12 protein-coding genes are annotated in these 13,042 nt (G+C 45.8%); 5 read left to right on the top strand and 7 right to left on the bottom strand.

All coding sequences use genetic code 11. From position 1 onward, the window contains the following. Positions 1–262 precede the first annotated feature (262 nt). The 7 genes from MSP8886_RS03550 to amaB all read right to left on the bottom strand — a co-directional run bounded on the left by MSP8886_RS03550 (position 263) and on the right by amaB (position 9,495). The gene (locus tag MSP8886_RS03550) at positions 263–1,288 is read right to left on the bottom strand and encodes a divergent polysaccharide deacetylase family protein (RefSeq protein ID WP_245659018.1); all 1,026 of its coding nucleotides are present in this window, start codon (positions 1,286–1,288) and stop codon (positions 263–265) included. Positions 1,289–1,299: 11 nt separating this feature from the next. Then, the gene (locus MSP8886_RS03545) at positions 1,300–2,613 is read right to left on the bottom strand and encodes a S41 family peptidase (protein ID WP_083200761.1); all 1,314 of its coding nucleotides are present in this window, start codon (positions 2,611–2,613) and stop codon (positions 1,300–1,302) included. A gap of 54 nt (positions 2,614–2,667) precedes the next feature. Further along, positions 2,668–3,819, bottom strand: a complete 1,152-nt coding sequence (locus tag MSP8886_RS03540; RefSeq protein ID WP_067012713.1) for a murein hydrolase activator EnvC family protein — start codon at positions 3,817–3,819, stop codon at positions 2,668–2,670. An 8-nt stretch (positions 3,820–3,827) separates the two neighbouring features. After that, a complete protein-coding gene (gene gpmI / locus MSP8886_RS03535) occupies positions 3,828–5,363 on the bottom strand; it encodes a 2,3-bisphosphoglycerate-independent phosphoglycerate mutase (RefSeq protein ID WP_067012711.1) in 1,536 nt (511 codons plus the stop codon). 114 nt (positions 5,364–5,477) lie between these two features. Further along, positions 5,478–6,383, bottom strand: a complete 906-nt coding sequence (locus tag MSP8886_RS03530; RefSeq protein WP_067013028.1) for a LysR substrate-binding domain-containing protein — start codon at positions 6,381–6,383, stop codon at positions 5,478–5,480. A 188-nt stretch (positions 6,384–6,571) separates the two neighbouring features. Next, the gene (locus MSP8886_RS03525) at positions 6,572–7,843 is read right to left on the bottom strand and encodes an NAD(P)/FAD-dependent oxidoreductase (protein ID WP_067012709.1); all 1,272 of its coding nucleotides are present in this window, start codon (positions 7,841–7,843) and stop codon (positions 6,572–6,574) included. Positions 7,844–7,950: 107 nt separating this feature from the next. Beyond that, positions 7,951–9,495, bottom strand: coding sequence for an L-piperidine-6-carboxylate dehydrogenase (amaB, locus tag MSP8886_RS03520; protein WP_067012707.1), 1,545 nt, complete (start codon positions 9,493–9,495; stop codon positions 7,951–7,953). Positions 9,496–9,689: 194 nt separating this feature from the next. Here amaB and MSP8886_RS03515 point away from each other — a divergent pair, with 194 nt between their 5' ends. From MSP8886_RS03515 to secB, 5 genes are all read left to right on the top strand, one after another. Then, the gene (locus MSP8886_RS03515) at positions 9,690–10,577 is read left to right on the top strand and encodes a LysR family transcriptional regulator (RefSeq protein WP_067012705.1); all 888 of its coding nucleotides are present in this window, start codon (positions 9,690–9,692) and stop codon (positions 10,575–10,577) included. Between the two features lie 129 nt (positions 10,578–10,706). After that, positions 10,707–11,507 (top strand): DUF1338 domain-containing protein, encoded by an 801-nt coding sequence (locus MSP8886_RS03510; protein ID WP_067012704.1) that lies wholly within the window; start codon positions 10,707–10,709, stop codon positions 11,505–11,507. A 202-nt stretch (positions 11,508–11,709) separates the two neighbouring features. Beyond that, entirely contained in the window at positions 11,710–12,132 is a 423-nt protein-coding gene (locus MSP8886_RS03505; RefSeq protein ID WP_067012703.1) for a rhodanese-like domain-containing protein, read from the top strand. A gap of 7 nt (positions 12,133–12,139) precedes the next feature. Further along, positions 12,140–12,394: a glutaredoxin 3 gene (grxC, locus tag MSP8886_RS03500; protein WP_067012702.1), complete on the top strand. Its 255-nt coding sequence runs from the start codon at positions 12,140–12,142 to the stop codon at positions 12,392–12,394. A gap of 92 nt (positions 12,395–12,486) precedes the next feature. Then, positions 12,487–12,963: a protein-export chaperone SecB gene (gene secB, locus MSP8886_RS03495; RefSeq protein ID WP_067012700.1), complete on the top strand. Its 477-nt coding sequence runs from the start codon at positions 12,487–12,489 to the stop codon at positions 12,961–12,963. Positions 12,964–13,042: the final 79 nt, after the last annotated feature.

Raw genomic sequence — 13,042 nt, 5'->3', positions numbered from 1 at the left:
TCGACGCCATTAAGAATGTGGATAACAAGGCTTAGCAAGTTATTTATGAGAAGTGCTCATCACCCCTTAAATATAGACAAAAAGAACAGAAAAGTTTGTCAAAAAATCCGTTTTTTCTATCAAAAAACTCCGGAAATTGTCTTTTTACAAAAGTGCTACGACAGCCTTTCAAAAAGACCGAGAGGCAAGCCCTTAGAATAGGGCAACAAGAAAACTCTCGTCTGAAGCTGCTCAAAAGCAGCCTCAGGAATGACCAAGATGACTATAAAGAAGGAGCGTTATGACTGAGTATTTGCGATAAAGGAACCAGTACAACACCATCTTTATTGAGTTGCGTTAAACGCTTCTTCAAATAGGACAAGGTTTCTGGATAAGGATGACCAATTGCCATCGCCTCACCTCGATGTTTTGCGACCTTAATCAAATGGGAAAACTGACGATCTATGGCTTTTTCTGTGCGAATGTTATCCAAAAAAACATCCCGCGTGGTGGTTTTTAGCCCATATTTTTTCGCTGTTTTTCCCGCCACACTATGAGAAGACGTTAAACTGTCTATAAAAAACAAATGATGCTGTTTCAAGGTCTGCATCACCCAATTCATTGACTTTTGGTTGGCGGTCAGCAAACTTCCCATGTGATTATTCACGCCTTGAATTCCTGGCAGGCTATCAATATCTTTTGTCAACGCAGCTTTCAGCTCCTTTTCCGACATCCGCGCATACAGTCCGCCAGGTCCTAGTTTTAATTCCCTTTCATTCTCCATTGGCGCATGTAGCATGGTTAATCGTCCTTGCTCTTTAGAGCGCACCGCCGTTTGATGGGCAAATGGCGTCATTGGTAGGATGGCTAGTGCCACCTCTTTAGGCAGTTGTAAAGCCCCCAGCATCCCTCTGCGATTATAACCAAGGTCATCAATCAAAATCGCAATCCTCACTTTTCTACCAAGTAACGACGGACCATTAGTTGGTGATTTAGACTTTTGTCTATCGACCACACGATCATCAATGGTTTGCAGCATCAACGGACGATTATCATCTTGCTGCTCAGGGTTTAAAGCATCAAACATCATAAACCCTGATTCTTCCACAGACGACACTGGCATACTCTTCAGTGGCCCCGGCAAGGAGGATAGCCAAGAGGTTAAGGCCAAAAAACTCGCAGACTCTTTCGAAGCCTGCGCATGATAAGACACTGGATGACTTTCATGAGCAAAAGACACACATGTGATCAGGCCTAGATATAGCATGACAAACAAGCGCATCATTCGCTTAATGAGAACAACTTTCACAATAAACTCTCTCAAGAACGGTGACCAAACTTAGGCAGTGTTTTCAAAATGGTCACCGCTTGAAACAACTGAAAATCTTTTTTCGCTAACGAACTTAATTTAGCACCTTGCGTATCAAAACGATCCGCCCCACCTGTTCCATTACTTAGATGGCCGTTCAATTCAGACTCTTTCACGATGAATGGCTCCTTAGCCAAACTTAAAGTAGCTTGGGGAACAACAAGATCAGGAGTAATGCCTTGAGCTTGAATAGAGCGCCCATTAGGTGTGTAATACAACGCAGTCGTCAACTTCACAGCAGCACCATTCGACAAAGGGATCAAGGTTTGAACAGAGCCCTTACCAAAGGTATTTGTCCCAACAATCAAGCCGCGATGATGATCTTGCAAAGCTCCTGAAACAATCTCAGAGGCAGATGCAGAGCCCTGGTTGACGAGCACGACTAAAGGCACGTTTGGTAACAGAGTGTTTTTCGATGTCGCTCTAAATTGACTCTTCGACACATCGTCTCGGCCTTTGGTATAAACAATCATGCCTTTATTAATAAAGGCATCTACCACGCCCACCGCCGCTTGTAACACCCCACCTGGGTTGTTTCTAAGGTCTAACACAACGCCCTTAATTGGCTTTTGCCCTTTCAGTTTCTTAATCGCTTTATAAAACTCTTGGGCCGTGTCACCTTGGAACTGGCTGATGCGCAAATAGGCAATGTTATTGCCTAGCCATTTTGTTGAGACACTATTATCGGCAATCATCTGACGTTTAAGGCTAAAATGCTTGATCTTTCCATGACGCTCAATATCAAGCGACAGCGTCGTGCCTGCATCGCCTCGCATCAGGTTCATGACATCTTCAAAGCCCATATCGGTAACCACCGTATTACCGACCTTCACAATAACGTCTCCAGGTAAGATGCCAGCTTTAGCGGCGGGAGAACCATCGATAGGGGACACAATTACCAGCTTATTATTTTTCAGCTCCACTTCGACCCCAACACCAGCGTACTCCCCTGTCGTTAGTTGATCAAAATCTTTCACTTCCTCCTTCGTCAGATACTCAGAATGGGGATCCAAGCCAGACACCATGCCTTTGAGCGCTTTATTGAGAATTTGTTGATCCGACATGGGATGTACGTAGGTGTCACGGATCGTTTCAAAGGTTTCCACAAAAGCTTGTATTTGCGACAACGGTAATGTCGAGTTCTCTACTCCTTTATCGCTGACTGCTACGCCCTTCTTGGCACTAGAGGTATCTGCTGCAAAACTTGGCTGCATAGAAAACGCCACCAACAAACACACCATTCCTCGACTTAAGAACTTCATCATATTTTTTCCTGTTGTTATCTTTGGTGACTCATTATGGAGATGAGCCGCCCTCCACTAACGCCGCCTTATCCACGCAAGTGGCTTAAGTGGCGTGCCATCATGGCGAATAGCAAAAAACAATGCGGGTTCAGAACGACCACCCGAGCTACCAACGGTGGCAATAACGTCATTCGCATTGACCCATTCTCCGACCTCTTTAAGCAAACTTTGGTTGTAACCATACAAAGACATATAACCATTACCATGGTCAATAATAAGTAAAAAGCCAAACCCTCTTAACCAGTCGGCAAACACCACACGTCCATTGAAAATAGCATGAACCGGCTCGCCTTCTTTACCTTTTAACGTCACCCCACCCAAATTGATGCTTCCATCTGAAGGCAGTTTAACCAAGGGTCTCAGTGGTGACACTAACTTACCTTTTTGTGATGAAAAAGGCACATCCTGATCTGGTAGTTTTATATCAGCCAGTGCTTCTTCAAGCTGTTTTAATACACTTTCTAATTGCTTCTGGTTCTTTTTTATCTGCTCGGAGCGTTGACTGCCTTTCTTTAAGTCTTGATCAAGCTTCGCCAATAGCTGACGACGACTTTGTTTTTCTTTCTTTAACTTGTCACGCTGAGTAAGCAAAGATGCTTGTTCTTGTGCTTGTTGTGCACGCTTGCTACGGATACTTTTTTCCACCAAGTTGAGATCATTCACTTGGCTGGCATAACCATTAATAAGGGATTGACGGGCATCGGATACATAACGATTGTAATGAACTAATCGATCAACATCTTTGCCCGAGCCATTCAGCAAAAATTTAATGGCTTCTTGTTTGCCAGAACGATAAACCGCCCTCAATTGGGCGGCTATTTGTGAGTTTTGTTGTTGAATACTGAGCTGCAGGTCGCCCTGCTGAATCTTCAGCTTCGAGAGCTGTTTTTCTCCCTTTTTTAAGCTCTCTTTTAGCTGATCAATTTGCTTCATCAGATTTTGGATGGCTTTTTCCTTGCTCTCCAATTGATTTTCCACATCAGACCGTTGCGATTTCACTTCCCGCATCCAACGATTGAGCTTTTGTAGATCTTTCTTTAATGCTTCAATTTGCTGCTTTGCTTGCTCAGGCGTTTGTGGAGCAGAGTTTGATGCTGTTGCTGCCCAACTCACACTGGACAGCAACAGAAAAAACCAACACAGCACATGACGACAAAAAACTGCCATCTGTTACCTCACGAATGCGTGAGTAGACTGGTGCCACTCATTTCTTCTGGCTTGTCCATACCCATCATCTCCAGCAAAGTGGGTGCGATGTCTGATAACGCCCCATCTCTCAGCCCTAGATGTTGATCGCCATTTGGGGCAAACAAAACCAAAGGCACAGGCCCATTGGTATGCGATGTTAAAGGCTGAGAACCATCATCACTCAACATTTGCTCAACATTGCCGTGATCTGCCGTAATCAAACATTGACCGCCATTCTCTTGCAATGCCTCCACAATGCGACCAAGGCAGGCATCCACGGCTTCAACCGCTTTCACCGCCGCGTCAAAAATACCACTGTGCCCTACCATATCGCCATTAGCAAAGTTACAAATAATCGTGTCGTACTTACCTGCTTTGATCACTTCGACGAGTTTATCTGTCACCTCTGGTGCACTCATTTCTGGTTTCAAATCATACGTTGCCACATTAGGAGAAGGAATCAACTCGCGCTCTTCTCCCTCAAAGACGGCCTCTTCCCCACCGTTAAAAAAGAAAGTCACATGTGCGTATTTTTCTGTTTCCGCAATACGTAACTGTTTTTTACCTGCTTTGGACAAGATTTCCCCTAATGTATTGCTTAATGCAACAGGAGGGAAAGCGACATCAGCCTCAATATCCGCCGCAAACTCAGTGAATGTGACGAAGGCCGCATAGTCAGGGTGAGCTTCTCGTTTGAAACCTTCAAAATTTGGATCAGTGAACGCTCGAGTCAACTGACGAGCGCGGTCCGGTCTAAAGTTGGCAAAGACAATCGTATCACCATCCTGTACGGAAACGGGCTCACCAATCACAGAGGCTTTCACAAACTCATCATTTTCATCACGATCATACGCCGCTTGAATGGCCTCTTCTGCCGTCTCTGCTTGAAACAGGCCTTTGCCCATAACAATGGCATCATAAGCCGTTTGGACACGATCCCAACGATTATCACGATCCATTGCAAAATAACGGCCAGTTAAGGTAGCAATCTTGCCAACACCTAATGCTTTTAGCTTCTCCTCTAACGTCACAATGGGGGTTTTTGCCGAGCGTGGAGGGGTATCCCGGCCATCGGTGAAACCATGAACATAAACCGCTTTCGCACCACGTTTTGCTGCCAACTCACACATCGCGATGATTTGTTCATAGTGGCTATGAACCCCACCATCCGACAATAACCCCATGATATGAACCGCTTTGCCGGCTTTAACAGCTTTGTCGACCGCGCTAACCAGCACGTCATTTTCAAAAAAACTGCCGTCTTCAATGGCTTTGCCGATTCGAGTGAAATTCTGGTACACCACACGACCCGCGCCAAGGTTCATATGGCCCACTTCTGAGTTGCCCATTTGCCCTTCTGGTAAGCCAACCGCAAGACCCGATGTTTTGATAAAAGAATGAGCTTGGTTTTCCCATAGAGCATCCCAGTTTGGCGTATTGGCTACGGCAATTGCATTGGATTTTGACGTGTCACTGTAGCCCCACCCGTCAAGAATAAAGAGTGCTGTAGTTTTCTTATTCATGGTGATCCATCCGTAAGTTGGTCATAATGATGTTTCGGTACATTTGCTTCGATACTATCACAGACATGTAATTTTGTTACAGGCTCTGCTTTCTATTCTAACCATTAATCTTCTCTATTCACTGCCAATATTCGCTAATAGCCAATCTCGAAACGCAACCACTTGTTCTAAATCCGCTTTGTCTGCCGGATAGGATAACAAATACTCATTGGGCGTTCTGACTTCTTCGCCAAAAGGGGCAACAAGCTCTTTAGTCTCTAACGCCTGTTCAGTCAAAATAGTCGGCATAATAGCAATGCCCATGTTATTTTTCGCGGCTTCTAACAACATATGAAAATGAGCAAAAGACGTGCCCGCAAACGAACCACTTTCTAACCCTTTAGCCACCAGCCAATCAGGCCACGCATTCATTCGCGATGACAGATGTAACAAAGGAAACTGGATCACATCATGGCACTGCCAATCAGCCAAGGCTTTGGTGTCATCAAATTGGCGCAAAAGCCGAGGTGAGCACACCGCAATCACTTTTTCTGAGATAAGCCGATGAGAAACCGCTCGGGGCCAATGATCGCCACCATAATGCAAAATGATGTCGATGCTATCTGCATCAATCTTTGCCGCATCATCTAATGAACGAAGCTTAATTTGAAATTCAGGGTGAGCCTGCTGGAACAGAGCCAAACGCGGCATCAGCCAGTAAGAGGAAAAAGTGGGGAGGGCTGAAATTGTTAGTGTCGTTTTTTCATCTTCCCGATGGAGCATTTTTAAGCTGGCGATTTCCATACCATCTAAAAGCGGCACCACCTCCTTGTAGTACGCCGCTCCGGTACTAGTTAACACAAGCCGCTTATTCAAACGAATAAATAAATCCCGTGACAAAAATTCTTCCAGATTACGAATCTGACGACTCACTGCACTCTGCGTAAGATGCAGTTCTTGAGCAGCACGAGTAAAACTAAGATGTCTAACCGATGCTTCAAAACACTTGAGCGCGGTTGACGACGGAATATAACGCCGCATGTGGTAGCCATTACTTATTAAAATTAGAGAGGTTAACTGTAACGTATTCGATACAGTTTCCCAAACATTGAATGATACGAATGCACTATTATTGCGCACTCATTTCATTCCATACCGTTCAACTAGCACATGTCATGATGTGAATGAGACCAGGACCAAAAAGCGGGACCGAGCACTCATCTGTGACGCTACTCTAACGCATGTGCCTTTTGTCCATAATGATAAGTATGAGCCCCTACTTCATAAAACATCCGTTTCAGTTCACGCAAAGGGATATTACGCAACAAGGTAGTGGGTACCGAGAGCGAGTCGCGCTGATCAGTAAACCATTCAGCGAGTTCTTTACCCATAATGGTTCCCGGTCCAATGCCTCGACCACTATAGCCTGCGACACTGTATAATCCCTGCTGTAGCTGTTGGCAGTGGGGGAGGTGATCTTCACTGTAAGCAATTTTGCCAGTCCAGCAATAATCCCATTCGATCTTATTTAAAACAGGGAATATTTCCGTGACTCGTTGGGTCGCCCAGTTCGATAACACACGACCTTCACCGCCCATACCTCCAAACACCAAGCGACCTTGCTTGTCCATACGAAACGAACTCATGACCGTGCAAGTGTCCCAAACACCTTCTTTATTTGGCAAAATTTTCGCCAACTGCTCGCTATTGAGCGGTTTAGTCGCCAGTTGGCTGTAAAAGATGGGGACGAACTTGCGCGCTTGTACTCTCACTCCATGTTCACTGTAGGCATTGGTCGCCAAAATGACTTTTTCAGCGCGCACTTCTCCTTGATTGGTTTTCACTTGCCAACCATTTTCACAGGGTAAAATGCTGTCTACTGGCGAGTAATCATAAAGCTTTGCACCCTCTTTAATCGCGGCATGGGCTAGGCCTCGGGCATACGCTAGGGGCTGAATGGTCCCTGCACGAGGATCAAATAAAGCCGAATTAAATTTGCTCGACCCAATACGTAATTGCGCTTCGGAAGCGCCTAAAAGCTCTACTGGTGCACCACGCTTCTTCATTTGTTCATAGCGACGTTGCAGTTGTGCCAGTCCTGCTTTTCCGACGCCCGCATGTAAAGTGCCATGACGTACCGCTTCGCACTCAATTTTATATTCATCAATCAAGCCATAGACATAATCTGGCGCAGCAGCCAAAGCGTCATACATCACCCTACCCGCTTCAGGGCCAAGAGCTTGATCTAGCTGGTCAGGCTCTAACCAAACCCCCGCATTGGCTAGACCCACATTACGACCTGAGCCACCGAAACCGATTTCTTGAGCCTCCACCACTGCTACACTGACGCCTAATCTAGCCAAATGCAAAGCCGCCGATAATCCTGTAAAACCGCCACCGACGATCACCACACTCACATCCTGTGACCCCGTTAAAGGCGTGAGTTCGGGACCTGCTGGCGCAGTTGCCCGCCATAATGAATCGCATACTGCATCAGACATAATCAAACCTCAAAGTAAATGAGAACAAGGTAAAAACAACAAAGGCGAGCGTCTGCTCACCTTTGCTTTCATGCTATAGACGCTAATCGTAAGGCTTGAGATCTCCCTTACTCAAAAACAATTCCCTGAGCCAAAGGTAAGTCGCCACCGTAGTTAACAGTATTCGTCGTGCGACGCATATAGTTTCGCCACGCATCAGAGCCAGACTCACGACCGCCCCCTGTGTCTTTTTCACCACCGAAAGCGCCGCCAATTTCTGCGCCAGAGGTACCAATATTCACGTTCGCAATGCCACAATCGGATCCAGCTGGAGACATAAATAATTCCGCCTCACGCATACTCTCAGTGAAAACCGCTGAAGACAGACCTTGCGGTACTTCGTTTTGGATCTCAATGGCTTCGTCAAATGACGAGTAGGTCAATACATAAAGAATCGGAGCAAAGGTTTCTTCGTGGACAATGGGCGCATCAGGGGCGATACGAACGATCGCTGGACGCACATAAAATCCCCCTTCGGGAACCCCTTCGGTTACTCGATCGCCACCACAAACAATGGTTCCACCTTGTTGTTTTGCTGCTTCAAGAGCCGCTTGCATACGGGCAAAGCTGCCTTCATCAATCAGTGGCCCAACCAAGTTACCATCTGATAATGGGTTACCAATACGCAGCGAACCATAAGATTTTGTCAAACGCTCTACCAAACCATCGACAATCGATTCATGGGCAATCAAACGACGCAATGTGGTACAGCGCTGGCCTGCGGTTCCGGCTGCCGAAAACACAATCGCGCGCAGTGCCAAATCCAAATCCGCTGTTTGGGATACAATCATGGCATTGTTTCCACCGAGCTCCAGCAAGGAACGACCAAGACGACCCGCGACGGTTTTGGCAACAGCCCGTCCCATAGCAGTCGACCCAGTTGCAGAGACAAGCGGGAAAGTATCGCTTGCCGAAATGGCTTCACCAAGCTCACGATCGCCAATCATCACACTGACCGATGCTTTCGGAATATCCGGCATGTCGGCGATGACATTTTGCGCTATTTGGTACATGGCCAACGCACATAAAGGTGCTTTTTCAGATGGCTTCAGCAAGACAGGATCGCCACACACTAAACCAAGCATGGTGTTCCAAGACCAAACCGCCATAGGGAAATTGAATGCAGTAATCACAGCTACAGGCCCCAATGGTTGCCATTGTTCCATCATTCGGTGACCTGGGCGTTCTGAAACGATCGACAAGCCATGCAGCATACGCGATTGTCCCACCGCGAAGTCACAGACATCAATCCACTCTTGCACTTCACCCAGGGCTTCTGGGAGGATTTTACCAGCTTCGAGGGAAATCACTTGGGCCAGTTCGTGTTTATACTTACGGGCTTCTTCGCCAATACGACGAACCAATTCACCACGGCGTGGTGCTGGTACAAGACGCAGCGCTTTAAAGGCGTCTTTTAGCTCATCATTCACCTTATCCAGCTGGCTTGGCGTAGCATTTTGAAAAGTGGAAAGTACCGCGCCATCAATTGGGCTACGAACAGAAAACGAACTACCACTGCCCAATACTTGTGTATTACCCGTTAATACGCTGAAAAACGTCTCGCCCTGTTTGAGCGTATTGATATCGAGCGTGTCTAAACAAGCTAATGTCATGGGGAACCTCTTTAGTTAAATTCAAGGAGCTAGGCGACGCCAAACCGCGTTACCTCTAATGTCTTCACCATATACTGCCTTTGACTGAATTGAGAAATACTGATTTCCTGCCTCTGGTCTAGTTTTTACCTATAGCCTACGCCATACTGTTCCCATTACCGATTAAACTATTCATCAATGACGCTGAGTTAGACATGGACATCCGATCATTACGCTATTTTATTGCGGTGTTTGAAGAACGTAGTTTGAGCGCCGCCGCCAAACGCTGCTTTGTCGCCCAGCCCTCTATTTCTGCCACCCTAGCGCAACTGGAGGACGATCTAGGCACCAACTTATTTGTACGCCACTCCAAAGGCGTTACACCAACCGACAGTGGCACCCAGCTCTACCCTCATGCCTGTAGAATGGTCAGTGAAATGAACGCCATGCGAGAGCTATTTTCTCAACCGGCCGAATCACTCGACCTATCGATTTCATTGATGCCTTTTTTATCCGGTGCTTTGATAGGCAAAGTCATCAAAACCATGTTAGAAGAAGTGCCTGAACTGAAACTTAGCTTGGTTGATGATACCGAGAGTGCTGATTTACGCTTCACATGCAGCCGCTACAAACAAGATGACGATGTATTCTATCCCTTATGGGAAGACGAATACGTCATCGCCATGCCTACCGATCATTGGTTATCTGACTTCGCCAATTTATCCATCAAGCAAATAGACCGACAGCCCTTTATTTCGCGTACGCCTTGCGACATCTTAGAGTCATGGGATTATCTGGTGCAAAAAAGTGGCTTATCAATGGACGTGCGTGCGACAGTCAAAACAGAAGAGTATGCTCTAGACCTAGTGGCTGCAGGATTAGGTATTTCTTTAATCCCAGAGCACTCAGCACGAGGCAGAACCGACATATACATTCGACCATTAAACGACATCAATCTAAAACGTATGGTGGGGTTAGCCCATCACAAACAACACAGTTTTCCTGCCCATTTGATCCAAGCGATTTTATCGGCCAAAGCTAACATCGTCAGTACTAAAACGCATGGGACACTCAATCCCTCTTTAAATACAGACCGACAGTAACGGACGTTTGGCATATGGAACTCCCTGTCGCATGATCAAAACGCATCAACCAGTGCTTTTTTACCCTTTGTATCTTCCGCTAATAATCCAGTACAGTTGAGCAAATACAACAATGAAATCGAGGTTACTATGCAGCCATCCACGTTCTTTGACTCCCTATGGCAAAGCTATGTCAAAGTGACACCGCAAGCCGATCGTATACAAACTTTGTTTAAAAGCCATGGCGAAGAGGTTCTTAATGACCATGTTGCCTTTCGCACATTCGCCAACTCACCGATTGCCTTGGCAAAGCTAGAACCGCAGCTCGAAAGCATGGGCTATAAAGCCTATGGTGCATTTCGTTTTGAAAACAAACACCTTGTGGCCCGTTGTTACAAACACAGTGACTCCTCTTTGCCTAAAATATTCTTATCTGAGTTACTGGTTGAAGAACTACCAGAAAACTGTCAACACATTATCCAGGGCTTGATTAAACAGATCCCAAAAGATGCCGTACAAACCCCTGAAATTTTCTGGTCAGGCCGCCTCTGGGAAACCATCACCCTGAAGGATTACGATACCCTTGCCGAGCACAGTGAATACGCGGCTTGGTTAGCCACCATGGGATTACAAGCGAACCATTTCACCGTAAGTATCAATAAACTAGACACCTTCACCAGCATTGAAGAAGTCAATCAACTGCTTCAAAACGAGGGTTATGTATTGAACCAAGTGGGTGGATTAGTAAAAGGCTCTCCTGAGCTTTTTCTGGAGCAATCTTCTACCATGGCCGACAAAATAAACTACACCTTTGCTGATGGCGAAGAAAAAACCATTCCAAGTTGTTTTTATGAGTTTGCCCGTCGCCATGTACAACCTGATGGAACACTGTTCGACAGTTTTATCGAAGGCAATGCTGATAAAATTTTCGACTCCACCAACACAAAATAGCGCAAATCAGCGGTTATTCTTGGCGACTTAGCATAAAAAAACCATTAAAATAGCAGGTCTTAAACGGCTTGCTATTGATGGTTATTTACCCCATATCAAGTACGTCCCCTTCCATATTCGTTACCACTGATCATCACAGAGTATGTACCGATTCCACAGGCCGTGTATAATGCTGGCAGTTTTTAAATAGGCCTACGAGATTATGATCAACCAACTTATTACATTTGCAACCAACCACTGGGAACTGGTCGCGGTCTTCGTCGCGATTTTGATTACATTGATCTTCAATGAAACCAAAGGCGGCCCTAAAGGCGTGTCTACAAGCACAGCGACCACCATGATGAACAATGACGAAGCTATTGTTCTAGATATTCGCCCAGAAAAAGAGTTCAAAACTGGACACATTACTGGCGCAATCAACATTCCTTCAGACAAAATTAAAAGCAGCCTAAACAAGCTTGAAAAGCACAAAGACAAGGCCATTATCGTGGCGTGTAAAACAGGCATGAATTCAAATGCCACTGCCAAAGAATTAAATAAAGCAGGGGTTACAAAAGTCTTTAAACTGAAAGGTGGTATAACGGAATGGCAAACATCCAACTTACCACTGGTAAAAACTAAGTGAGGCAACCATGGCCAATGTCACCATCTACTCTAGCGATTACTGCCCTTTTTGCATCCGTGCAAAGCAGCTACTAACCAGCAAAAGCGTCGATTTTAACGAGATTAACGTAGACGGTCAGCGTGAGCGCCGCCAAGAAATGATGGAAAAAAGTGGCCGCCATACGGTTCCACAAATCTGGATAGATGAATTACACGTCGGGGGCTGTGATGAACTCTTCGCCCTTGAACGTGAACAAAAGTTAGACGCTCTACTGGCTAAATAAGCTTGGAGTCGTCTTAACATACAGATGCCTTATTATGGCAGGCGCTGCTCTGATGCAGCGATAATAATAACCCTACAAAGGAAAGAGTAACCATGGCTGAAAACACTGCAGCGACCGAAACCGAAGAGCAAGGCCCACAGCTTTCTATGCAACGCGTCTTTTTGAAAGACATTTCTTTTGAGTCTCCACGCTCTCCAATGGTCTTCCAAGAAGAGTGGAACCCAGAAGTGGGCTTAGAACTCAACACGCGCAGCCGTCAAGTTGGCGAAAGTGTTTATGAAGTCGTTCTAGACCTCACAGTAAACGTTAAAAACAGCGATGAGCCTGCTTATTTGGTTCAAGTACAGCAAGGTGGTTTGTTTGTCATCTCTGGTCTGGATGATCAGCAACTTCATCACGCTCTTGGTGCTTTCTGTCCGGCGACCTTGTTCCCATACGCTCGGGAAAACGTCGACTCTATCGTGGTAAAAGGCAGCTTCCCTGCTATTATGCTAGCACCGATTAACTTTGATGCGTTGTACGTAGAAAGCTTACAAAGCCAACAAGCTGAGACAGACACTACTCAGTAATAACAGATCAAGTGTTTTGTTAAAAAAGAGGCCTTGGGTCTCTTTTTTTATGGCATAGTACTAACCTTAATAATACATT

The sequence above is a fragment of the Marinomonas spartinae genome (genome assembly GCF_900089775.1).
In the GTDB taxonomy this organism is placed as follows: domain Bacteria; phylum Pseudomonadota; class Gammaproteobacteria; order Pseudomonadales; family Marinomonadaceae; genus Marinomonas; species Marinomonas spartinae.
This window is presented reverse-complemented; position numbering and strand designations above follow the sequence as displayed.

Coding starts and splice junctions, on each gene's coding strand:
- MSP8886_RS03545 (WP_083200761.1), bottom strand. CDS start 2,613: ATGATGAAGTTCTTAAGTCGAGGAATGGTGTGTTTGTTGGTGGCGTTT.
- MSP8886_RS03540 (WP_067012713.1), bottom strand. CDS start 3,819: ATGGCAGTTTTTTGTCGTCATGTGCTGTGTTGGTTTTTTCTGTTGCTG.
- gpmI (WP_067012711.1), bottom strand. CDS start 5,363: ATGAATAAGAAAACTACAGCACTCTTTATTCTTGACGGGTGGGGCTAC.
- MSP8886_RS03530 (WP_067013028.1), bottom strand. CDS start 6,383: ATGCGGCGTTATATTCCGTCGTCAACCGCGCTCAAGTGTTTTGAAGCA.
- MSP8886_RS03525 (WP_067012709.1), bottom strand. CDS start 7,843: ATGTCTGATGCAGTATGCGATTCATTATGGCGGGCAACTGCGCCAGCA.
- amaB (WP_067012707.1), bottom strand. CDS start 9,495: ATGACATTAGCTTGTTTAGACACGCTCGATATCAATACGCTCAAACAG.
- MSP8886_RS03515 (WP_067012705.1), top strand. CDS start 9,690: ATGGACATCCGATCATTACGCTATTTTATTGCGGTGTTTGAAGAACGT.
- MSP8886_RS03510 (WP_067012704.1), top strand. CDS start 10,707: ATGCAGCCATCCACGTTCTTTGACTCCCTATGGCAAAGCTATGTCAAA.
- MSP8886_RS03505 (WP_067012703.1), top strand. CDS start 11,710: ATGATCAACCAACTTATTACATTTGCAACCAACCACTGGGAACTGGTC.
- grxC (WP_067012702.1), top strand. CDS start 12,140: ATGGCCAATGTCACCATCTACTCTAGCGATTACTGCCCTTTTTGCATC.
- secB (WP_067012700.1), top strand. CDS start 12,487: ATGGCTGAAAACACTGCAGCGACCGAAACCGAAGAGCAAGGCCCACAG.